General features: G+C 68.5%; 24 protein-coding genes. 19 read left to right on the top strand and 5 right to left on the bottom strand.

Annotated elements, in window-relative coordinates:
- Positions 1-13 precede the first annotated feature (13 nt).
- From ABS78_RS07835 to ABS78_RS07825, 3 genes are all read right to left on the bottom strand, one after another.
- Positions 14-604 (bottom strand): gamma carbonic anhydrase family protein, encoded by a 591-nt coding sequence (locus ABS78_RS07835; RefSeq protein ID WP_293376777.1) that lies wholly within the window; start codon positions 602-604, stop codon positions 14-16.
- A 77-nt stretch (positions 605-681) separates the two neighbouring features.
- Entirely contained in the window at positions 682-1,293 is a 612-nt protein-coding gene (locus ABS78_RS07830; protein ID WP_293376775.1) for a 2-hydroxychromene-2-carboxylate isomerase, read from the bottom strand.
- A 10-nt stretch (positions 1,294-1,303) separates the two neighbouring features.
- Positions 1,304-2,071, bottom strand: a complete 768-nt coding sequence (locus ABS78_RS07825) for an SDR family oxidoreductase (RefSeq protein ID WP_293376773.1) — start codon at positions 2,069-2,071, stop codon at positions 1,304-1,306.
- Positions 2,072-2,160: 89 nt separating this feature from the next.
- Between ABS78_RS07825 and ABS78_RS07820 the strand changes: the two genes are divergently transcribed.
- On the top strand, positions 2,161-2,607 hold the full coding sequence (locus tag ABS78_RS07820; protein WP_293376771.1) for a helix-turn-helix domain-containing protein: 447 nt from the start codon (positions 2,161-2,163) through the stop codon (positions 2,605-2,607).
- Positions 2,608-2,686: 79 nt separating this feature from the next.
- On the opposite strand, the gene ABS78_RS07815 is transcribed toward ABS78_RS07820, so the two are convergent.
- Entirely contained in the window at positions 2,687-3,310 is a 624-nt protein-coding gene (locus ABS78_RS07815) for a glutathione S-transferase family protein (RefSeq protein WP_293376769.1), read from the bottom strand.
- A gap of 111 nt (positions 3,311-3,421) precedes the next feature.
- On the opposite strand from ABS78_RS07815, the gene ABS78_RS07810 reads away from it, so the two are divergent.
- The 9 genes from ABS78_RS07810 to ABS78_RS07770 all read left to right on the top strand — a co-directional run bounded on the left by ABS78_RS07810 (position 3,422) and on the right by ABS78_RS07770 (position 14,043).
- Complete coding sequence (locus ABS78_RS07810; RefSeq protein WP_293376767.1) at positions 3,422-4,789, top strand: MFS transporter; 1,368 nt, start codon at positions 3,422-3,424, stop codon at positions 4,787-4,789.
- A 73-nt stretch (positions 4,790-4,862) separates the two neighbouring features.
- Positions 4,863-6,296 (top strand): class I adenylate-forming enzyme family protein, encoded by a 1,434-nt coding sequence (locus ABS78_RS07805; protein WP_293376765.1) that lies wholly within the window; start codon positions 4,863-4,865, stop codon positions 6,294-6,296.
- The gene (locus tag ABS78_RS07800; RefSeq protein ID WP_293376763.1) at positions 6,296-7,714 is read left to right on the top strand and encodes a class I adenylate-forming enzyme family protein; all 1,419 of its coding nucleotides are present in this window, start codon (positions 6,296-6,298) and stop codon (positions 7,712-7,714) included. The genes ABS78_RS07805 and ABS78_RS07800 overlap by 1 nt, the downstream gene beginning before the upstream one ends.
- Before the next feature lie 110 nt (positions 7,715-7,824).
- Positions 7,825-9,306 (top strand): MFS transporter, encoded by a 1,482-nt coding sequence (locus tag ABS78_RS07795; RefSeq protein ID WP_293376761.1) that lies wholly within the window; start codon positions 7,825-7,827, stop codon positions 9,304-9,306.
- A 101-nt stretch (positions 9,307-9,407) separates the two neighbouring features.
- Positions 9,408-10,055 (top strand): PEP-CTERM sorting domain-containing protein, encoded by a 648-nt coding sequence (locus ABS78_RS07790; RefSeq protein ID WP_293376759.1) that lies wholly within the window; start codon positions 9,408-9,410, stop codon positions 10,053-10,055.
- Positions 10,056-10,157: 102 nt separating this feature from the next.
- A complete protein-coding gene (locus ABS78_RS07785; protein WP_293376757.1) occupies positions 10,158-10,787 on the top strand; it encodes a PEPxxWA-CTERM sorting domain-containing protein in 630 nt (209 codons plus the stop codon).
- 55 nt (positions 10,788-10,842) lie between these two features.
- Positions 10,843-12,171, top strand: coding sequence for an adenylosuccinate lyase (gene purB, locus ABS78_RS07780; protein ID WP_293376755.1), 1,329 nt, complete (start codon positions 10,843-10,845; stop codon positions 12,169-12,171).
- Positions 12,168-12,533 (top strand): MmcQ/YjbR family DNA-binding protein, encoded by a 366-nt coding sequence (locus ABS78_RS07775; protein WP_293376858.1) that lies wholly within the window; start codon positions 12,168-12,170, stop codon positions 12,531-12,533. Before purB ends, ABS78_RS07775 begins: the two co-directional genes overlap by 4 nt.
- A gap of 91 nt (positions 12,534-12,624) precedes the next feature.
- On the top strand, positions 12,625-14,043 hold the full coding sequence (locus ABS78_RS07770) for a coniferyl aldehyde dehydrogenase (RefSeq protein ID WP_293376753.1): 1,419 nt from the start codon (positions 12,625-12,627) through the stop codon (positions 14,041-14,043).
- Between the two features lie 63 nt (positions 14,044-14,106).
- Here the strand turns inward: ABS78_RS07770 and ABS78_RS07765 are convergent, their stop codons facing one another.
- On the bottom strand, positions 14,107-14,430 hold the full coding sequence (locus ABS78_RS07765) for a DUF1476 domain-containing protein (protein WP_293376751.1): 324 nt from the start codon (positions 14,428-14,430) through the stop codon (positions 14,107-14,109).
- Between the two features lie 273 nt (positions 14,431-14,703).
- Here ABS78_RS07765 and purC point away from each other — a divergent pair, with 273 nt between their 5' ends.
- The 9 genes from purC to ABS78_RS07720 all read left to right on the top strand — a co-directional run bounded on the left by purC (position 14,704) and on the right by ABS78_RS07720 (position 22,336).
- Positions 14,704-15,459 carry a phosphoribosylaminoimidazolesuccinocarboxamide synthase gene (purC, locus tag ABS78_RS07760; protein ID WP_293376749.1) on the top strand — a complete coding sequence of 252 codons (756 nt, stop codon included), beginning with the start codon at positions 14,704-14,706 and terminating at the stop codon, positions 15,457-15,459.
- Complete coding sequence (purS, locus tag ABS78_RS07755) at positions 15,459-15,698, top strand: phosphoribosylformylglycinamidine synthase subunit PurS (RefSeq protein WP_293376747.1); 240 nt, start codon at positions 15,459-15,461, stop codon at positions 15,696-15,698. The genes purC and purS overlap by 1 nt, the downstream gene beginning before the upstream one ends.
- A complete protein-coding gene (locus ABS78_RS07750; RefSeq protein WP_293376745.1) occupies positions 15,695-16,114 on the top strand; it encodes a hypothetical protein in 420 nt (139 codons plus the stop codon). The genes purS and ABS78_RS07750 overlap by 4 nt, the downstream gene beginning before the upstream one ends.
- Positions 16,115-16,162: 48 nt before the next feature.
- Positions 16,163-16,825 carry a phosphoribosylformylglycinamidine synthase subunit PurQ gene (gene purQ / locus ABS78_RS07745; protein ID WP_293376743.1) on the top strand — a complete coding sequence of 221 codons (663 nt, stop codon included), beginning with the start codon at positions 16,163-16,165 and terminating at the stop codon, positions 16,823-16,825.
- A gap of 103 nt (positions 16,826-16,928) precedes the next feature.
- Positions 16,929-17,762 (top strand): flagellin, encoded by an 834-nt coding sequence (locus ABS78_RS07740; protein ID WP_293376741.1) that lies wholly within the window; start codon positions 16,929-16,931, stop codon positions 17,760-17,762.
- A gap of 111 nt (positions 17,763-17,873) precedes the next feature.
- Positions 17,874-19,310, top strand: coding sequence for an MFS transporter (locus ABS78_RS07735; protein ID WP_293376739.1), 1,437 nt, complete (start codon positions 17,874-17,876; stop codon positions 19,308-19,310).
- A gap of 72 nt (positions 19,311-19,382) precedes the next feature.
- On the top strand, positions 19,383-20,432 hold the full coding sequence (locus tag ABS78_RS07730; protein WP_293376737.1) for a phosphotransferase family protein: 1,050 nt from the start codon (positions 19,383-19,385) through the stop codon (positions 20,430-20,432).
- Between the two features lie 81 nt (positions 20,433-20,513).
- Entirely contained in the window at positions 20,514-21,287 is a 774-nt protein-coding gene (locus tag ABS78_RS07725; RefSeq protein ID WP_293376735.1) for an SDR family oxidoreductase, read from the top strand.
- 200 nt (positions 21,288-21,487) lie between these two features.
- Positions 21,488-22,336, top strand: coding sequence for an endonuclease/exonuclease/phosphatase family protein (locus ABS78_RS07720; RefSeq protein WP_363082887.1), 849 nt, complete (start codon positions 21,488-21,490; stop codon positions 22,334-22,336).
- The last annotated feature ends 2 nt before the right edge of the window (positions 22,337-22,338 follow it).

Below are 22,338 nucleotides of genomic sequence, written 5' to 3'. Positions count from 1 at the left end.
CCGACACACCCGCTCAGGGATGATGCAGGGCCTCCAGCCGCGCCCTCTCGACACGCGCCCGCTCTCCGAACGCGGCCGTGCTCCACAGACGATGCTCGCCGGCCGCATAGGCCTCGGCGTTCTCGCGGTACATCCAGGCGTTGAAGGCGTTGGCGGCCGCGCTGTCGCGCTCTCGCACCACCCTTGCGGGCGCGCCCATGACGATCGAGTTCGGCGGGATCACCGTGCCTTCCTTCAGGAACGCATGTCCGGCGATAATCGAATTGTCGCCGATCTCGCAGCCGTCCATCACCGTCGCTCCGATGCCCACCAGCACCCGGTCGCCGATCCGACAGCCGTGCAGGGTCACATGATGGGTGATGGAGCAGTCCTCGCCCACGATGGTGCCCGTCCCCGCGCCCACATGGATCATCACGAAGTCCTGGATGTTGGTCCGCGCGCCGATCACCACCTCCTGCGACTCGGCGCGGACGACCACGTTGGGCCAGATCGACGCCCCGGCGGCGACCCTCACCCGGCCATAGACCTGGGCCGTGGGGTGTATGAAGGCCCCCACGTCCACGGCCACCTCCGGCCCGAAAGCCCGCGCCGATCCCCGCTCCATTCCCGTCTCCGTGTCGCCAGTCGCGGACATCTCAGCGCGCCATGGAGCAATTGGCCAGCCTGACGCCGCGGCGCCGATCAGGCAGCCGCCCGCCGTCGCGCCTCGTCTTCCACCTGTTCGAGCCGGTCCTTGCCGAAGAACATCTCGTCGCCGACGAAGAAGGTCGGAATGCCGAAGACGCCACGCGCCACCGCCGCCTCTGTGTTGGCCACCAGTTCGGCCTTCACCTCGGGGTCCTGGGTCGCGGCCAGCAGGGCCCGGGCGTCCAGGCCGGCGGCCGAGAGCACCCCGGCCACGACCTGCGGGTCGTCCATCTTCTCGCCGTCCTCCCACATCGCCTTGAGGACGGCTTCCAGATAGGCGTCGCCCATCCCCGCCCTCCGGGCGGCGATCAGGCCACGCATGATCAGCAGCGTGTTCACCGGGAAGTGCGGGTTCGGCCTGTAGGACGTGAGGCCGTGCTTCTCCACGAAACGCCGGGTCTCCAGCGCCTCGTAGGCCAGCTTGCCCCTCACCTCTCCGAACGCCTCCATCGGCGAGCGGTTGTTGGTGGCCTTGAAGATACCGCCCAGCAGGCAGGGGATCAGGTTGATCTCCGCCCCGGCCCGACGCGCCGCCGCGGGCAGGACCTTCCAGGACAGGTATCCGTTCGGGCTGCCGAAGTCGAAGATGAAGTCGATGGTCGCCACGGGCGTCTCCTCACCAGGTCTCTTTCCAGGGGCGCAGGTCCAGTTCGTGCGTCCAGGCCGAACGGCCCTGGCGGTGCACCGCCACGAAGCTGGCGGCGATCTCCTCGGGTTTCAGGATCTCGTCGCGGGCCAGTGCGTCGTCCACGTCGCCGCCGCGCAGGCCGCGGATGAAGACGCCGTCGATCGGGCCGTCCACCACCACATGCGCCACGTGAATCCCCTGCGGCCCCAGTTCGCGCGCCATGCTCTGGGCCACCGCCCGCAGGCCGTGCTTGGCCGAGGCGAACGCCGCGAAGCCGTCCCGGCCCCGGACGCTGGCCGTCGCGCCCGTGAACAGGATCGTGCCTCGTCCGCGCGGAACCATCACCCGCGCCGCCTCCCGTCCCGCCAGGAACCCGCCGAAACACGCCATCTCCCAGACCTTGGTGAACACCCGCGCCGTCGTCTCGCGGATGCCGAACCGCACGTTCGCGCCGATGTTGAAGATCACCACCTCCAACGGACCGATCTCCCGCTCGATCGTGTCGAACAGCGCGGTCATCTCCTCTTCCGACCGTGCGTCCACGCCGAACGGGTGGGCCGCGCCGCCCGCCGCCCGAATCTCGTCGGCCAGCGGCTGGAGCGCCTCGAGGTTGCGCGGCCGGCGCGTCATCGCCACGGCGTAGCCCTCGGCGGCGAAGGCCCGGACCAGGGCCGAGCCCAGCCCCTCGCCCACCCCGACCACGAGGCAGACGCCCGGCTTCTCGCCGCCTCGCTTCTCCTCTGGCCGCTCGCTCATCGCCACCTCCGTTCGAAAATCGAACTCATGTTCGTCTTGAATCCGAACCCAGTCAATGGGACCATCCGTGTCGAGATGGAGCCCGCACGATGAAGTGGAACGAACTCGGGTCCGAGCCCTGTTCGGTGGCGCGCTCGGTGGCCGCGATCGGCGACCGCTGGACGCTGATGATCCTGCGCGACTGTTTCCTGGGCGTGCGCCGCTTCGACGACTTCCAAGCGCGGCTGGGCATCTCGCGCAGCATCATCGCCGATCGCCTCAAGCGGCTCGTGGACGAAGGGGTTCTGCGCCGCGACGCCTATCAGGACCGGCCCGTCCGCCATGAGTACCGCCTGACCGACAAGGGCCTGGCCCTGCACCCCGTGATCATGGCCATCGTCCACTGGGGCGACGTCCACTACGCCGACGAAACCGGCCCGCCGCTCCTGCACCGCCACAAGGCCTGCGGCTGCGACTTCGTTCCGGTCATGACCTGCTCGGCCTGCAACGATCCGCTGACCGCCCGGGACGTTGAGGTCCGCCCGGCCGGGGCCTAGCTCGGCTTGGCCAGCCGGCAAAAAGGGTCTCGGGCCGATCGGGACCGCACTCGTCGGGCATCGTACGCCACGACACGTCTCATGTCCGGGCCGCCGCCTCCCATTCCAAGAACTCCGGCGCCGAAAGCAGGCGCTGCATGTACTCGCCGGCCCGGCCGTCGTCGCCATAGTCGCTGGGGTGGACGCCATAGGTCCGGAACCGCGTCGCCACGGGCGTGTAGAAGGCGTCGGCGACCGACCAGTCACCCGCCAGATAGGGTCCGCCGAAACGCGTCAGCATCCCGCGCCAGATTTCGACGATCCTGCGCACATTCTTTTGCGTAGCGGGCGAGATCTCGACCACCTTGGGCTCGACCTCCAGCGCCATGGGGCACTCGCCCCGCAGCGACGCGAAGCCGGCGTGCATCTCGGCCGACGCCGAGCGGGCCAGGGCCCTGGCGATCGGATCGCTCGGCCAGAGTCCGGGAACCTTCTCGGCCAGATACTCGCAGATGGCGAGGGAATCGACGACCGTCAGTTCCCCGTCCTTCAGGCAGGGCACGAGCCCTGACGGCGAATGCGGGCGAATAGCCGCCTCGGTCCGGTTGTCCTCCTGCCGGAGCGCGATCAGCGTCTCCTCGAAGGGCAGGCCCGAGCGCTTGAGGACGAGCCAGGGCCGCAACGACCACGTCGACCACTTTTTCGTCCCGATCACCAGTTCCATGCCCTCGCCTCCATGCTGCGATCCTGAAACACTTCAACGGTTGCAGCGGGCCGCCGGGCGCCATCTAGTCGCGCCAGCCCACAAGAAAAAGCTCCGAGGAACGCGCCCCAGATGACCGAAGCCGTCTCCCCCGAGGTGACTCCCGCCGCCAAGCCGACGGTTCCCGCCGAAGGGACGGCGCCCTTCTCGAAGGGTTACACGCGCTATGCCATGTGGCTGCTGCTGGGCATCTACGTCATCAACTTCCTCGACCGTCAGGTCATCAACATCCTGGCCGAACCGATCAAGCGCGATCTGGGACTAACCGACACCCAGCTCGGCCTCATGAGCGGTCTGGCCTTCGCCGTGTTCTACACCTTCCTCGGCATCCCGATCGCGCGGATGGCCGAACGCAAGAACCGCGCGCTCATCATCGGCACGGCGGTCGGCGTCTGGAGCGGCTTCACGGCGCTGTGCGCCACCGCGGGCAACTTCTGGCAGCTCATCATCTACCGGATCGGCGTGGGCGTCGGCGAAGCCGGCTGCACCCCGCCGGCCCACTCGCTGATCGCCGACTACGTCCCGAAGGAGAAGCGCGCCTCGGCCCTGGCCTTCTATTCCATGGGCACGCCCATCGGCAGCCTTCTGGGCCTCGTGATGGGCGGGCTGATCGCCGACGCCTATGGCTGGCGGGCCGCCTTCCTGGTGGCGGGCGCCCCGGGCCTGATCTTCGCCGTCCTGGCGATCTTCACCCTGAAGGAGCCGCGCAAGATCATGGCGCAGCACGCCCAGCAGGTGGCGTCCGCGTCGGCGACCTTCGGCCAGACCATGGCGTACCTGGCCAAGCGTCGCACGTTCTGGTTCATCGCCTTCGCCGCCGCCGTGAAGGCGTTCATCGGCTATGGCCACGCGCCGTTCACGGCCTCGTTCTTCCTGCGGAACCACGCCGAAGAGATCGGCCGCCTCGCGGACGGCTTCGGCCTGGGCCCGGTGGGCTTCCTCGGGCTGGCTCTCGGCGTCATCAGCGGGACGGCGGGGGCCATCGGCGCCTGGGTGGGCGGCGTGATCGCCGACCGCTTCGGCCGGAACGACCTGCGCGCCTACATGGTCACCCCGGCCCTGGCCAGCCTGATCACGATCCCCATCTACATCCTGGCGGTGACCATAGATTCGGCGACGACCGCCCTCTTCATCCTGGGGATCAACGCCTTCCTGGGAACTCTGTGGTACGGACCGGTCTACGGCACGGGCCAGTCGGTGGTGCCGCCGCACATGCGCGCCACCGCCTCGGCCATCCTGCTCTTCGTCATCAACCTCGTCGGCCTGGGCCTCGGGCCGCTGGCGGTCGGCATGTTGTCCGACTACCTCAACACGGGCCTGGGCATGGGCCCGGCCGAGGGCGTCCGCTGGGCGCTGATCATCTCGACCCTCTTCGGGCTGGCCGCCTTCGCCTGTTTCTGGCTGGCCCGGCGCACCATCCGCGAAGACACCGTGAGCTGACGATCGTCACGGCGCCGGTCCTCGCGGCCGGCGCCCCTTTCCCCGGTGGGCGTCGATTGGCTAGCTTGGCCACATGTTCGACGGCCCGATCCGCGACCACGCCGGCTGGACGCCCCGCGCCCCGGCCATCGTCACGCCCGGCGGGGCGTTCGCCTACGCTCAGGTGGACGCCGATGTGAACCGGTGCGCCGGGGTCCTGGACGAACTCGGGATTCTCCCGGGTCAGGTGGTCTCGGTCGCCCTCAGCGCCCCCTACATTCAACTGGTGGCGACCGCAGCGCTCGCCCGACTGGGAGTCGCCTCGTCACCGGCCGGGGACTGGGGCGCCGACTTGCGGCTGAGCGACGCCGCCACGCCGCCGGCCGATCTACCCGCATGCCGGATCGACGAGGCCTGGCTGCGCGCCATGTACGCCCGCGACCCGCGCCCCATGCCGCCTCGAAGCCTCGACCCGCTCGCGCTGGGGCGGGTGATGCTGTCGTCGGGCACGACGGGACGGCCGCGCCGCGTCGGCTACACCTGGCGACGGATCGAGCACGGCAACCACCTCAGCCTCCGCTCGTACGGCGGCGGCCGTCTCGGCGCCTGGGTCCCGCTGGTCGGCGTCGACGCCATGATGGGGCTGACGATGGCGATGTGCGGCTGGGCCGTCGGCGCAGCGGTGACCGCCTCGTTCGAGGCCGACGACCTGCCCCACTGGCTCGAGCGCCTGGGGTCCGGGATCGTCGCCATGACCCCGATCCAGCTCCGCCGGGTGCTGGACGCCCTGCCGCCCGGCTTTCGCCCCCTGCCCGGCTGGCGCCTGATGGTGGGGGGCTCGCTCCTCCCGCCCGAGACCGCGCAGGAAGCCCGCGCCCGCATCACGCCCGACATCCGGACCCTCTATGGCTCCACCGAAGGGGGAAACGGAGGCCTTGGGCTCGCCTCCGGTCTGGACGATGCGCCGGGCCAGGTGGGGATCACGCCCTCCGGCGCCATTGCGGCTATCGTCGACGAGGAGGGGCGTCCCGTGCCCGAAGGCGAGTCGGGCGAGGTGCGCATCCGCGGCCCGCGGGTGATCCAGGGCTATCTCGGGGATCCCCAGGCGACCGCCGAGCGGTTTCAGGACGGCTGGTACCTCACCGGGGACATCGGCCACCGCCTGCCCGACGGCCGCCTCGTCCTGGAGGGCCGGCGCGACGACCGCATGAACCTGGGCGGCCTGAAGATCATGCCCGCCGTACTGGAGGCCGCGGCCCTGTCCTGTCCCGGCGTGCAGGACTGCGCCGCCTTCGCCGTCCCCGACGACACCGGTCTCGACACCTGCTGGCTGGCCGTCACCGCCGCACCGGATTTCGACGGCGAGGCTCTCAGTCGCCACCTCGCGCGCCAGGGCGGTCTGCCCGCGCCGCGCTACGCCTGGATTCAGCAGATCCCCCGCAACGCGATGGGAAAGGTCGAGCGCAACGTCCTGCGCGACGCGGTTCTTGCAGCCACGTGCGCGCTTCCGGCGGGGAAAGCGCGCTGATGTTCGACGGCTTCATTCGCGACAACGCCTCGTGGACGCCCCGGGCGCCGGCCGTCATCACCCCATGGGGACGATACAGCTACACGACCTTCGACGCCGACATCGATCGCGTCGCGCGCGCGCTGGCCGACCGCGGGATCGGACCCGGCGCCGGCGTCGTGGCGGTGGCGATCGCGCAACCCTACCTCCAGCTCGTCGCGATCGCCGCGCTCGCCCGCCTGGGCGTTTGCGGCGCGCCCGGTCGGGACTACGGCGCAGACCTCCGGCTCACCGACCTGGACGATCTGGATGCAGGGCCGCCCGTCCTGCGCCTATTCCCCGACGAGGCGGCGGCGATCCTGGCCGCCGAACCTCGGCGCCTGCCCCAACTCGAACTCGACCCTGAAGACCTGGGACAGGTGATTCCGTCGTCCGGCACGACCCGCACGCCCCGCCGCGTGGGTCTCTCCTGGCGTCGCATCGAGGTCGGCAACTACGCCAATCTCCGCAGCTACGCCGCCGGGAAGGCGGGGACGTGGGCGCCGGTCACAGGTGTCGAATCCATGCTCGGCTTCAGCATGACCGTCGGCGCCTGGAGCGTCGGCGCAGCCGTCGCCTGGGGATTCCGTATCGGCGACATCCCGCTCCTCATGGAGCAGCTCGAACCCGGTATCATAGGGATGACCCCGCGCCAGCTCCGGGAGTTGCTCTCCATCCTCCCCGCCGGTTTCCAGCCCCGGCCCGACTGGCGGGTCTGTGCGGCGGGATCGCTCCTGCCGGCCGCGTCGGCGCGCGAAGCCCGGCTGCGCCTGACGCCGGATGTCCGCATCGTCTATGGCTCGACCGAGGCCAGCCTGCTGGCCGTGGGGCATGCCGCCGATCTCGAAGAGCATCCCGGCATCGTCGGGCGAACCCCGTCCGGATCGATCCTGGAGATCGTGGGCGAAGATGGCCGACCCGTGCGGGACGGTGAACCCGGCGAGTTCCGGATCACGGGCGAGCGAATGAGCCAGGGCTACCTGGGCGACCCCGAGGCGTCCGCCGAGCGATTCCGCGATGGCTGGTTCCATACGCGCGACGTTGGCCGCCGCCTGCCCGACGGGCGGCTGATCCTGGAAGGTCGGATGGACGAGCGCCTCGACCTGGGCGGCTTCAAGTTCATGCCCCAGGAACTGGAACAGGCCGCCTTCGCATGCGCCGGCGTGGTGGATTGCGCCGCCTTCGCCGCCGAGGACGCCGAGGGAATTACTCGCTGCTGGCTGGCGACGGTGTCCGAACCGGGCTTCGACCGCGGCCGGCTCGCCCAGCATCTCGCGGCGTGGCCGGACCTGCCCGAGATCCATCTGGCCTGGATCGACGCGATCCCGCGCAACGCCATGGGCAAGATCGAACGCGACGTCCTGCGGGAGCGCCTCCTGGCCGCGCTGCGTGGCGGCTGACCCCTTCGAGAGCCTGCCCCAAGGTCCCTCTGTTCGGCGCGCCGGGTTCGGCCTAACGTCCGCGGCGACGGAGCGATCCGGCGTAGGCCGGGCCGGGGGAAGATCGGCACATGACCACCAATGCTCAGCCGGCGCAGCCGAGCTTCACGACAGGCTACAGGAACACGGTTCTGTGGCTTCTGGTTCTGGCCTACACCTTCAATTTCATCGACCGCACGATCATCTCGACCATCGGCCAGGCCATAAAGGTCGATCTCGAACTGACCGACCAGCAACTCGGCTGGCTGGGCGGCCTGTCCTTCGCGCTGCTGTACACGACCCTCGGCATTCCGATCGCGCGGCTCGCGGAGCGGATCAACCGCGTCAACATCATCTCGATCGCCATCGTGATCTGGTCGGCGTTCACCGTGCTCTGCGGCACCGCGACCAGCTACCTGCAGCTCCTGCTGTACCGCGTCGGGGTCGGCGTCGGCGAAGCCGGGCTGTCCCCGCCGGCGCACAGCCTGATCAGCGACTACTTCGAGCCGAAGAAGCGGGCTTCCGCGCTTTCCGTCTATGCGTTCGGCATCCCCCTGGGCACCATGTTCGGCGCCATGGCGGGCGGATGGATCGCCGAGAACCTGTCCTGGCAGGCGGCCTTCATGATGGTCGGCTTCCCGGGCGTCATGGTGGCGATCGCGATCAAGCTGATCGTCAAGGAGCCGCCACGCGGGTGGGCCGACCGAAAGGCGCTCGCCGACGAGCGGGCGACGGCCCAGGCCGCAGGTCTGCCCGTAGCTCCGGAGGCGTCGATCGCGGTCGCGCCCGCTGAAGCCGCCGCCGAACCCCCTCCGTCGATCCTGGCCGTCTCGAAACGCCTCTTCGGAAGCTGGGGCATGTTCCACATGGCCGCGGGCATCACCGTCGCCAGCTTCGCCGGCTACGGCACGGGCCATTACGTCCCCGCCTACTTCATCCGCGAGTTCGGCCTGGGCCTGGCCGTGGTGGGCATGGCGGTCGGCCTGATCTCCGGGATCTCGAACGGCGCCGGGACGCTGCTGGGCGGCTTCCTCACCGACATCGCCTCTAAGCGCAGCGCCCGCTGGTACGCCCTGGTGCCGGCCATCGGGCTCATCCTGGCGACGCCGATCTACATCCTGGCCTTCACGCGCGACAGCTACCAGCTCGCATGGGCGATCCTGCTGATCCCCGGCATCCTGCACTACACCTATCTCGGCCCGACGTTCGGCGTGGTGCAGAACGTCATGGACGCGCGGATGCGCGCCACGGCGGTCGCGGTGCTGTTCTTCGTCCTGAACCTGATCGCCCTGGGTTTCGGCCCGCCCTTCTGCGGCTGGTGCATCGACCAGTTCGCCCGGGCCGCCTTCACCGCCAAGGGCATGGCCGGCGACTTCCTGGAGGTCTGCAAGGGGGGTGTCGCGCCGACAGGCGCGTCGCCGGAACTCGTCGCCGCCTGCCCGGCCGCCATGGCCGAAGGCACCCGCATGGGCATCGTCTCGAACCTGCTGATCTACGCCTGGGCGGGCGTCCACTACCTGTTGGCGGCGATCACCCTGCCCCGCGACATGGCCCGCGCCCGGGGCGAGGCCTGACGGAGCGAAAAAACTTCACCGTCGTCGCACCGCGGCGGAAACTTTGCTGCGTCTGCGAAGTTGACAGCATGTCCGGAACCTCAAGACACGGTGGGGCCTACATGCAGAAATTCCGAGCGCTGGCGCTCGCCACGGTCATGACCGTGGCCGCATCCTCCGCAGAGGCGGCGACGTTCCTGTCGGTGGGACCCGACAGCCTGTGCGGTTCGGGCGGATGCCTGTCCGAGACCCGACGCAGCTTCAGTCAGACCTTCTCGGCCGGAGCCGGCGGGCTGAAGGGTATCTCGGCCCTCGCGTTCGACCGCAGCCTCGTCGGCGACATGCAACACCAAGCCGTGCGGATCAGTTTCGAACTGGCCGACGGAACGGTGATCGACTGGGGCAAGTTCGTGGTCGGTGTCCTGGGCGGCGACGTCGTCACCCTGCGCGGGCAGGCGTTCGACTGGGACGCTGCGTTCGGCGAACTGACCGTCAGGATCGAGCTTCTCCTCCCACAGGCGGGGGCGGCCGGCGGCGGATTCGGAGGCTTTGCAGGGTTCGGCGGAGGCCCGGCGGCGCTGACGCCGCCCGCCTTCAGTCCGCTCCCCGATTCCGTGGCGAACTTCCCCGCCGCCTCGCCATCGCTTCCCGGAGGCGGCCTGCTGGCGGCGGCCGTGCCCGAACCGGACGCCTGGGCCGCCATGATTCTCGGCTTCGGCGGCGCTGGCGCTATGCTCAGAACCAGACGCCGCGGCCAGCACCCCGCCTGAAATAACCTCGTTACGCGAACTCGAATCGCTTTGCAGGCGCGGACGATTGCGGCTCTACTGTCCGTTGTACAAGCTCAACTCGATTCGGCACGGGAATCGAACATGCGTGGATATCTGACGGCAGCTGCGGCTGGCGTAGTTCTGGTTCTAGGCGGCCTTCCCGCTCAGGCAGCGACCATTCTCGGCGCAGGCTGGGACAAGAACTGCAGCAAGGCGACCTGCTTCGACGACAAGGGCGTCGTCACGCGGACCTTTTCGGCCTCCGACTTCGGCGGACCCGTGACAATCGGCCAGCTCCTCCTGGACCGCAGCGTTCTGGGCGCGCTCGATTCCAAGATGTTCCGCCTGTCGTTCGCGCTGAACGGAGAGGAGCTCGGGACCTGGGGCCAGTTCCTTATGGGCGGCATCGGAGGCGACGTGCTGTCGTTCACGGGCCAGACCTTCGTCTGGAATCCCGAGGATGGCGATCTGGTCCTCGTGCTGGCGCTCATCCCACCCCCGGCGGCCGGAGGCGGTTTCGGCGGCTTCAGCTCGGCACGGACCGAAGACGAACCCTTCGGCCAGACGTTCGTGTCCGGGTCCGACGACCCAGGCGTCGCCCAGCGCGACGCTGCGGCGCAGGATGCGCCGACTGTGACCGCCGTGCCCGAACCCGCGACCTGGGCGCTGCTGATCGGCGGTTTCGGCATGGCCGGGTCGGCCCTGCGCCGTCATCGCACGGCCACGGCCTGACGGAACCACCTGGGCGGCGTTGACTCCGGCTCCCGCGAGCCGGATACCCCGCGCCATGATCCCCCGCTACACCCGCAAGGACGCCGCCGACGTCTGGTCGCCCCAGACGCGTTTCAAGATCATGTTCGAGATCGAGGCCCACGCCGCCGACGCCATGGCGGACCTGGGCGTCATCCCGAAGGAGGCCGCGCGCGTCATCTGGGAGAAGGGCCGCGACGCGATCTGGAACGCCGACCGCATCGACGAGATCGAGCGCGAGGTGAAGCACGACGTCATCGCCTTCCTCACCCACGTCACGGAAATTGTCGGCCCGGAAGCCCGCTTCCTGCACCAGGGGATGACGTCGTCGGACGTGAACGACACCACCCTCGCCGTCCAGCTCGTGCGCGCGACCGACCTTCTGATCGAGGATGTCGACCTCGTGCTGGCCGCCCTGAAGCGCCGGGCCTACGAGCACCGGCTGACGCCGACGGTGGGCCGCAGCCACGCCATCCACGCCGAGCCCACCACCTTCGGCCTCAAGCTCGCCGGCCACTACGCCGAGTTCCAGCGCGCCAAGGAGCGGCTGGCGATGGCGAAGTTCGAGATCGCCACCTGCGCCGTCTCGGGCGCGGTCGGCACGTTCGCCAATGTGGCGCCCGAGGTGGAAGCCTATGTGGCCGAAAAGATGGGGCTCGCCGTCGAGCCGGTCTCGACCCAGGTGATTCCGCGCGACCGCCACGCCGCCTATTTCGCCGCCTTGGCGGTGGTGGCCAGCTCGATCGAACGTCTCGCGGTCGAGATCCGTCATCTGCAGCGCACCGAGGTGCTGGAGGCCGAGGAGCCGTTCGACGTCGGCCAGAAGGGCAGCTCGGCCATGCCCCACAAGCGCAACCCGATCCTGACCGAAAACCTGACGGGGCTGGCCCGTCTGGTCCGCTCGGCGGTGACGCCCGCGATGGAGAACGTCGCCCTCTGGCACGAGCGCGACATCAGCCACTCCTCGGTCGAGCGCGGCATCTGCCCCGACGCCTGCGTCCACCTCGACTTCGCGCTTCGCCGGCTGGCCGGCGTGGTCGAGCGCCTGGTGGTCTACCCCGAGAACATGGCGAAGAATCTCGACCGCCTGGGCGGCCTCGTCCACTCGCAGCGCGTGCTTCTCGGCCTGACCCAGAAGGGTCTCTCGCGCGAGGCCAGCTACGCGGCGGTCCAGCGCAACGCCATGAAGGTATGGCGCGGCGAGGGCAATTTCCTCGACTTCCTCAAGGCCGATCCCGAGATCACGCTCTCGGACGCCGAACTCGGCGAGCTCTTCGATCTGGGCTACCATTTCAAGAACGTGGACGTGATCTTCGCTCGCGTGTTCGGAGAAGAGGTTCACGCCAAGGCGCTCGCAGCCGAATAGCCGGCGTCCGGGGAGGCGGCGTCATCTCGACCTTCGAAGAACTCCGCCGCCTCGCGCTTTCCCTGCCCGGAGCCCACGAGGTGATCTACCGGGACGAACCCTGGTTCAACGTGGGCAGGAAGACCTTCGCCCTGGGCTGGAAGGGCCAGGTCGTCCTGAAGCTCGACAAGGGCCACCAGGAGCTCCTGTTCGAGATCCGCCCCGAAACATTCCGGAAGTTCCCGGTGGCCACCGTCCACTGGGCCGCCGTGGAGCTGGCGCGGATCGACGATGCGGAACTCGCCGACCTCGTCCGCGAGGCGTGGTCGCAGGTCGTTCCGAAGAAGATGAGCCGGCCGGTGCTGGAGGCGGCGCGCCGCTGAGCCCATGTCTGCGTGGCCCGCGCCAGGCCGCCCCATCTTGACGGAGGCGTCATCTTTGCGCCTGTTCTGGCCAACGAGGGAGGACGACCCGATGGACATGCCGACGATCCTGGAGCGTCAGAAGGCGGCGCATCTGCGTGATGGCGAAGCCAGCGCCGAGTTGCGAATCGAACGGATCGAGCGCTGCATCCGCCTGCTGCGCGAGAATCGCACCGCCATCGAGGACGCGGTGAACGCCGACTTCGGGTCCCGCTCGCGCGAGGCCACGGCCTTCACCGACATCGCCGGCTCCATCGGCCCCCTCAAGCACGCGCGCGAACACCTGCGGAAATGGATGCGGCCCGAGAAGCGCCGGACCACGCCGGCCATCCTGGGCCTGTTCGGGGCGCGGGCCGAGGTGCGCTACCAGCCCAAGGGCGTGGTGGGCGTCATCAGCCCCTGGAACTTCCCCGTGAACCTCACCTTCGGTCCCCTCGCCGGCATCCTCGCGGCGGGCAACCGGGCGATGATCAAGCCGTCGGAATACACCCCGGCCACCTCCGAGCTCATGAAGACGATGTTCGCCTCGTCGTTCTCCGAGGAGGAGATCGCCGTGATCACCGGGGGTCCGGAAGTGGGCGAAGCGTTCTCCCGCCTGGCCTTCGACCACCTGATCTTCACCGGCGCCACCTCGGTCGCCCGCCACGTCATGCGCGCCGCGGCCGAGAACCTCGTTCCACTCACCCTGGAGCTGGGCGGCAAGAGTCCGGTGATCCTGGGCCGCTCCGCCGATCTGGACACCGCCGCCGCTCGGGTGATGAACGGCAAGACGCTGAACGCCGGCCAGATCTGCCTGGCCCCTGACTATGTCCTGGCGCCCGAAGAGAGTGTCGCCGGCTTCGTGGAGGCGGCGCGCGCCTCGGTGACGCGGATGTTCCCCACGATCAAGGACAACCCCGACTACACCTCGGTGATCGCCCAGCGGCACTACGACCGCATCACCGGCTATATCGAGGACGCCCGCGCCAAGGGCGCGCAGGTGGTCGAGTTGAAGCCCGAAGGGGAGGATTTGAGCCAGCAGGAGCACCGCAAGATCGCGCCGACCCTGATTCTCGATCCCACCGACGACATGAAGGTGATGCAGGAGGAGATCTTCGGCCCGGTCCTGCCGGTGAAGAGCTACCGCAGCGTGGACGAGGCCATCGCCTATGTGAACGGGCGCGAGCGGCCGCTGGGCCTCTACTACTTCGGCGCCGACGAGGGCGAACGCGAGAAGGTGCTGAATTCAACCACCTCGGGGGGCGTGACCATCAACGACGTGGTGATGCACGTGGCCCAGGAGGAACTCCCGTTCGGTGGCGTGGGCCCCTCGGGGATGGGGAGCTACCACGGCGCCGACGGCTTCCGCGAGTTCAGCCACCGCAAGGCGATCTACACTCAGCTCAGGAAGGACATCGGGCCGCTGAAGATGCTGCGCCCGCCCTACGGCGCCGGCATCCGCAGGTACCTGGACAGTCAGTTCAAGGCTTAGGCTGAAGACGACAAAGCCTCCGCGACGGGGCGGAGGCTTTCGACTCGCGTCTTCCAGACCGGGTCAGGCGCCGTTGCGGACGCCTTCGCGGGCCTGGGCGAGGAGTTCCGCCATCTTCATGCGGACCTCGCCTTCGGAGACCGCGACTCCCGACCCCTTGAGGTCCTCGAACACCTTGCGGAAGACATCGTCGTCGCCCGGCAGCTCGAAGTCGGATTTCACGACCGCCTTGGCGTATTCGTCCACATGCGAGCCTTCCAGACCCATCAGGCCAGCGGCCCACTGGCCCAGCGCCCGGTTGCGGCGGGCGTGCGCCTTGAACTCCTGTTCCTGATCGAGGGCGAACTTCTTCTCGAAGCCTTGTTCGCGATCGTCGAAGGTCGTCATCGGGTCCCAGGGTCAAACTTCGTAAGCGGGCGATCCCATATCGCGCGCCGGAACGGCCTGCAACGGAAAGCGGCGTCCCCTCGTGTTCGCCGGCGTCACATTGTCGGCCTCGCGCAGTCGGGCCGCGTTTGCGCCCCAGCGCCGCTTTCGCTATTTTCGCCCGGCCTGGAATTTGGCGAGAGGCCGACGTCGGACCCGCGCGCGAGGATCAAGTCGCGCGCGTTTTTCGTTTCCCGACACCGGACAAGTCCTCGCCGTGGAGAAGGCCCACCCATGACCCGCCGTAAGAAGATCTACGAGGGCAAGGCCAAGATTCTGTACGAGGGGCCCGAACCGGGCACCCTGATCCAGTACTTCAAGGACGACACCACCGCCTTCGACGCCACCAAGAAGGCCGTGCTCGAAGGCAAGGGCGTCATCAACAACCGCATCAGCGAGTACATCATGACGAAGCTGAACGCGATCGGCGTTCAGAACCACTTCATCAAGCGGCTTAACCTGCGCGAGCAGCTCATCCGGGAGGTCGAGATCATCCCGCTCGAGGTGGTGTGCCGCAACGTCGCAGCCGGCTCGCTCAGCACCCGGTACGGCCTGCCCGAAGGCCAGGCCCTGCCACGCTCGATCATCGAGTTCTATCTGAAGGACGACAAGCTCCACGACCCGATGGTGTCGGAGGAACACATCACCGCGTTCAACTGGGCCTCGACCCAGGAGATCGACGACATGATGGCGCTGACCCTGCGGGTGAACGACTTCCTGAGCGGCCTGTTCCTGGGCGTCGGCATCACCCTTGTGGACTTCAAGATCGAGTTCGGGCGCATCTGGGAGAATGACTTCAGCCGGGTGATCCTGGCCGACGAGATCAGTCCCGATTCGTGCCGTCTCTGGGACACCCAGACGAACGAGAAGCTCGACAAGGACCGCTTCCGCCGCGACCTGGGCAATGTCATCGAGAGCTACACCGAGGTTGCACGCCGCCTCGGGATCATGAAGGAGATGCCGACCGTGATTCAGGGAGGGCTCCACTGATGCGCGCCAAGGTTCATGTGTTCCTGAAGCCGGGCGTCCTCGACGTGCAGGGCAAGGCCGTCGAACAGGCGCTACATAGCCTGGGCTGGGGCGACGTCGGACACGTCCGCGTGGGCAAGACCATTGAGTTCGACCTGGCGGCCAACGACGAGGCCGCCGCCGAGGCCGAGGTCAAGGCGATGTGCGAGAAGCTCCTCGCCAATACGGTGATCGAAAGCTACCGGGTGGAGCTGGCGTGAGGTCGGCGCTCCCCGTTCGGGGGAGCCGACGCGCGTCCAGCGCCCTGTCCGTCGCCGGGGGCTCATTCCTGCTCGCAGCCCTCTGCGCCTGCGCACCCGAGCCGGAGGCGCGGGCCGCGTACCTGGACCTGGATTGCAGCCAGCCTTTCGACGCTCACTCCGCCGCCCTGATCTCCCAGTCGAAGCTCACCCCCGCTCCGGTCGAACCCGCCGAGCCCTATCGCTTCTACTCCAGCGCCGACGGCCGCACGTCCTACCTCATCACCCAGGCGACGGCGCCCGCCCACCCCGCGATCATGATGCAGAAGGCCCGCGGGACCGACGTTATCACCACCGGCTGCGCCTATGGCGACGAAGCGGCCTACGATCAGCTTCTGGCCTATCTCGACAGCCTGAAGGCGTGGACGCGGAAGTGACGGCCCGTCGCCTCGCGCGACGGCGAAAACAGTGCTAGGGGCCGCGCCATGAAAGCCGCCGTCATCGTCTTCCCCGGCTCCAACTGCGACCGCGACTGCAAGGTCGCCATCGAGCGATCCACCGGCGCATCGGTCGACATGGTCTGGCACAAGGACACCGCCCTGCCCGCCGGTCTGGACCTCATCGTGCTGCCGGGAGGCTTCTCGTACGGCGACTATCTGCGCTGCGGGGCGATGGCGGCGCTGTCGCCTGTCATGTCCGAAGTGAAGGCGGCCGCCGACCGCGGCGTCGCCACCGTCGGCATCTGCAACGGCTTCCAGATCCTGTGCGAGATGGGCCTGCTGCCCGGCGCCCTGCTGCGTAACGAAAAGCTGAAGTACGTCTGCAAGCCTGTCGCCCTCGACGTGGTCAACAGCCAGACCCGCTTCACCGCCGGCTACTCCGACCGGCGCGAGGTGACCATGACCGTGGGCAACGGCGAGGGGAATTTCTTCGCCGACGACGCCACCCTGGACCGGCTCGAGGGCGAGGGCCAGGTGGTCTTCCGCTATCGTGAAAACCCCAACGGCTCGGCCCGCGGCATCGCCGGCGTCGTCAATGCGAAGGGAAACGTCCTGGGGATGATGCCGCACCCCGACCGGGCCTTCGAAGCCGAGCTGGGTTCGGCCGACGGCGCCATCCTCTTCCAGAGCGCGCTCGCAAGCGCCTGAGGACAGCGTCGTAACCTCCGGGTAAGGCCCTCGGAAGCAGGGTGCGCCCCGGGGCAGAATGTCCCGCGGCCCCGGCCGCTCCCGTGAAGCGTTGGGTCGCGTGATGCCTCTGAACAGCATCAACACGAATGTCGCGGCCATGCAGGCGGTCGCCGCCTTCAACGCGATCAACGCCGAGATGGCCCAGGTGCAGATGCGCATCACCACGGGCCGGAAGATCAACAGCCCCAAGGACAATCCGGCCATCTGGGCCATCGCCCAGAACCAGCGCGGCGAACTGCGCAGCCTCGATGCGGTGAAGGGCTCGCTCCAGCGCGGGCGATCGATCGTCGACGTGGCGATGAGCGCCGCAGAGACGGTGTCCGACCTGCTGAACGAGATACGGGCGCTCGCGGTCTCCGCGGCGGACTTCCCGTTGGGCGATGCGTCGCGAGCGGCCCTCAACGACCAGTACCTGGCGCTCCGCAAGCAGATCGACATCACCGTGGCCAACGCCGGCTTCAACGGCGTCAACCTCCTCGCGGCGGGCGGCGGCGACCGGGTGCGCGCGCTGGCCAACACCTCCGCCACCTCGACCATCGACGTTGATCCCGTGGACATGTCCACGGGCGGCGCATTGCTGGCCGGCCTGCCGGCCGATCTCCTGGGCGGGCTGGGCGCGACCAGCATCGCCGACATCAAGGCCGCCACCGATCGGGTGAACGGCGCCATCGGCAAGCTCGGGACCGGGGCCAAGGCGCTGGACAACCACCTCAAGTTCGTCGTCAAGCAGCAGGACACCCTGGAGGCGGCGATCGGAAATCTGGTCGATGCCGATCTGGCGCGCGAATCAGCGCGCCTCCAAGCTCTCCAGGTGCGCCAGCAGCTGGCTCTGATGGCGATGCAGATCGCCAACCGACAGCCCTCCTACCTGCTGCAGCTCTTCCAATTCCGCTGAGGCATCACCTGGGCGACACGCGCATGGGCATGGCCCGTTGCGGCCCTATCAAAGCGTCAGTAGGTTCGCGCGCCACTCGGGGGCGGAATAATCCGGGGGCTGGAGGACTGCATGACCACGACGACGGGCGCGACGACGGCTACGGACGGCCATATCCACGGTTTCGGCTCGAAGGCCTACCGCAGCTACGTCCTCACCGCCCTGCTGGTCATCTACATCCTCAACTTCGTGGATCGGCAGCTCCTGTCGGTCGTGGCGCCGCAGATGAAGCCCGAACTGGGCATCTCCGACACCGCGTTCGGCCTCCTGACCGGCTTCGGCTTCGCGCTGCTCTACACGGTGGTCGGCATTCCCCTGGCCCAGGTCTCCGAGACCCGGCACAGGGTCTGGATCATGACCATCTGCGTGGCGCTTTGGTCGTTCATGACCGCGCTTTGCGGCCTGGCCGCGCCCATCGTCATCGGCGGCGCGACCATCGGCGCCTTCTGGGTCCTGCTGGCCTGCCGGGTCGGCGTGGGCATCGGCGAAGCGGGCTGCACGCCGCCCGCGAACTCCCTGATCGCGGACTACTTCCCGCCCCAGAACCGCGCGGCGGCGCTGGGCTACTACGCCATGGGTGTGACCCTGGGCGGCGTGCTGGCCAACGTCATCGGCGGGCCGGTGACCGACGCGTTCGGCTGGCGCTGGGCGTTCTTCATCGTCGGCATGCCGGGCGTGCTGATCGCCGTCGTCCTCAAGCTCACCGTCAAGGAGCCGCCGAGGGGCTATACCGACCCGCCCGGCACGATCCGCAGGGCCAAGGCCAGCTTCCGCGACGGACTGGGCGAGATCGCGTCGAAGCCGTCGTTCTGGGCCATGACCGCCGGCGCCACCATCGCCGCCTTCTGCGGCTATGGCATCGCCACCTTCCAGTCACTCTTCCTGAACCGCTCGTTCGGCCTGTCCGCCGGCGACGCCGCGGTCATGATCAACGCGCCGGTGGGCGTCATCTCGGCCTTCGGCACCGTCGCCACCGGCTGGATCGTCCAGCGCCTGACCCCGCGACATCCCAACGCCATCGGCTGGCTGCCGGGCCTGGGCATGATCGTCAGCGTGCCGTTCTACATCCTGGCGTTCACGACCCATAACCTCTGGCTGTGCCTGGTCGGCCTGTGCATCGGCGGCATGTCGAAGTACGGCTACCTCACGGGCCAGTACACGATCGGCCAGGGCGTGGTGAGCGCCCAGTTCCGCGCCGTCTCCATCGCGATCCTGCTGTTCGTGGTGAACCTGTTGGGCTACGGCCTGGGGCCGCTGTTCATCGGCGCGCTGAGCGATTTCCTGTTCCATCTCCAGGCGAACGCGATGGGCGCGGCGGAACTGACCCGCAAGGCCTGCGAAGGTGCGGGACCCGCCTCGCTGTCTGCCGAGCTCCAGGCGGTCTGCAAGGTGGTCCACCCCCAGAGCCTCCAGCGTTCGATGCTGATAACCTCGGCCATGTACGCGGTGGGCGGCGGCTGCTTCATCCTCTCCTGCCGCTGGCTTCAACGCGACATGGTGGCGAAGTAGGTCCGGAAACCGCACGGGGCTTACGCAGGGTCCCCGTTGACCGGGGACGGCGCCTTGGCGGCAATTGGCGTCATGAGCGCCGCCACCGATCCGCCCGTCCGAGACGTCGTCGAGAAACATCGTTTCGACGAAGCGCGCCTGCATGCCTGGCTGAAGGCGGCCGTGCCCGAGGTGGGCGACACTCTGCGGGTCCAGCAGTTCCAGGGCGGAGCGTCTAACCCGACCTTTCTGCTCACCAACGGCGAAGGCCGCCGCTACGTGCTGCGCAAGAAGCCCCCGGGCCAGCTCCTGGCCAGCGCCCACCAGGTTGACCGCGAGTATCGGGTGATGAAGGCCCTCGACGACCTTATCCCCGTCCCCAGGATGCGGGCGCTCTGCGAGGACCCCGAGGTCATCGGCACCGCCTTCTATGTCATGGACTACCTGCAAGGCCGGATCTTCCGCAACGCCGCCCTGCCGGGCCTGGACCCCGCCGAACGCGCGGCGATCTACGACGACCTGAACGCCACGCTCGCCAAGCTTCACAAGGTAGACTTCGAGGCCGTGGGCCTGGGCGACTACGGCCGGCCGGGAAACTACTTCGAGCGCCAGGTCGCGCGATGGACGCGCCAGTATCGGGACGCGGCGACCCAGGACATCCCGGCGATGGACGCCCTGATCGCCAAACTGCCCACCCGCATCCCGGCGGACCAATCGGTTGCGATCGCCCACGGCGACTACCGCCTGGAAAACGTCATGTACCATCCCACCGAACCCCGGATCATCGCGGTTCTGGACTGGGAGTTGTCCACCATCGGCCATCCGCTGGCCGACATCGCCTACAACGGCTTCATCTGGCGCTCGCACTCGCCGCATTGGGGCAGCCTGGACGGCGTCGACTTCGCCACCAGCGGCATTCCGACCGAGGCCGAGTATGTCGCCCGCTACTGCGAGCGTGTGGGCCGCGACACGATCGAGGACTGGCCCTTCCTCATGGCGTTCTCGATCTTCCGCCTCGCCTCGATCGGCCAGGGCGTCTATGCACGCACCCTGGCCGGCGTGCTGGCCAGCGAACGCGAGGCCGTCAACGGATGCCCGCCCCTCGCGGAGCAGGCTCTCGCGATCCTCGAAGGCCGGGAATGACGACCGCGTCCACGCCGGCGCGAGCGTGACGGTCTCCAACCAAGAAGCGAACGCCGCCGCCGTGCGGCCTCTGGGGGTGACATGCATCTGCAACTCGACGGCAAGGTGATCTTCGTGGCCGGCGCCAGCCGGGGTATCGGCATGGGGATCGTGGAAGCCTGCCTCGCCGAGGGCGCCAAGGTGGTCATCACGGCCCGCGGAGCCGAGGCGCTGGAGGAACAGCGCGCCCGCCTCGCCGAGGCCTACGGCGTGGACCGGCTGCTGGCCATCTCGGGCGATCTGCGCGACACGGCCGTCATCGACGCCGCCGTAGCCCGAACCGAGGACACCTTCGGCCCGATCTTCGGCGCGGTGGCCAATGTGGGGCTGCATCCCTGCCCGCCCGGCATCGAGGTGGACGACGCCACCTGGGACGCCGGCTTCACGCAGAATCTCGACTCGGCGTGGCGTCTGTCACGCGCGGTCCTGCGCCGCATGACTCCGCGCGGCGACGGCTCGGTGCTGCTCATCTCGTCCATCGCCGGCCTGGGCGCACTGGGCACGCCCCTGACCTACGGCACGGCCAAGGCGGCGATGAACCACCTGACCAAGGAGTTGGCCCGCATCAGCGGTCCCTCCAACGTGCGCGTGAACGCCATCGCGCCCGGCAACATCATCTTCCCCGGCGGATCCTGGGAAACCAACTCCACGGGGCCCCGCTCGGACGCCTGGGCCCGCTGGATCAAGCGCGAAGTGCCTCTCAACCGCTACGGCCGACCCGAGGAGATCGGCGCCGTGGCGGCCTTCCTGATGAGCCCGCTGGCCAGCTTCGTCACCGGCGCCGTCGTTCCGGTGGACGGCGGCCAGACCCGCTGAACCGCCTGCGCCCTCCGTCCGCTTGCCACAACCTCGGCGCAGGGAGATGCTTCCCTGGGTAGAGGCGAGGAAGCGAACGGATGCCCGACATCACCGATCCGGCGCCTCAGGCCGTGCGGGACGATCTGGCCCGGCTCGATCTCCGCCTCGCCCACGTCCCGGCCCGGGCGGGCGACAATCTGCTTATCGCCACCTAGAACATCCGCGCCTTCGGCGATCTCACCTCGAAATGGGCCAGCGCGGCCGGCGACAGCCCGCGCCGCGACCTCCACGCCGGCGTCCTGATCGCAGAGATCCTGTCGCGGTTCGACGTGATCGCGGTGCAGGAGGTGAAGGCCAACCTCCGCGCCCTGCGCCACGTGCTGAAGAAGCTGGGACCCGACTACAACTTCCTGCTTACCGACGTCACCCTGGGCGATCCGGGCAACGGCGAGCGGCTGGCTTTCCTGTTCGACACCCGCCGCGTGCGCCCCTCGGGCCTCGCCTGCGAACTGGTGGTGCCCGAGATCGGCGATCCGAACCACGCCATCCCGGTGAACCGGCTCCAGCGGCAGTTCGCCCGGACGCCCTACGCCGTCAGCTTCCTCCGAGGCGAGAAGACGTTCGTCCTCGTCACGCTGCACGTGAACTATGGCGGCTCGCCCGCCGATCTCGTGGGCGAACTGGTCGGAATCGCCCGCTGGCTGCGCAACTGGGCCGAGCGCATGGACGACTACGGCCAGAACCTCATCTGCATGGGCGACTTCAATATCGACCGTCGGGGCGATCCGCTCTGGCAGGCCTTCACCTCCACCGGGCTGACGCCTGCGCCCGGCCTGGACCGCTTTCCGCGAACCCTCTTCTCGTCGCTGGAGAAGCCCGACCTGAAGAGCTTCTACGACCAGATCGCCTGGTTCGAAACCGTGCGCGGAAAGCCCTATCTCACGCTGGATTTCCGTGCTTCGGGCCATGTCGATTTCCAGGGCGCCGTGCTGACCGGCCTGGATCGCAACCAGTTGTCCTGGCGGATGAGCGATCATTATCCCCTGTGGGTCGAGTTCGGCGTCTGAAC

The sequence above is a fragment of the Phenylobacterium sp. SCN 70-31 genome, assembly GCF_001724605.1.
Taxonomy (GTDB): domain Bacteria; phylum Pseudomonadota; class Alphaproteobacteria; order Caulobacterales; family Caulobacteraceae; genus Phenylobacterium.
Note: the sequence above shows the minus strand (reverse complement) of the source record. Positions and strands in the feature narration are given on the sequence as shown.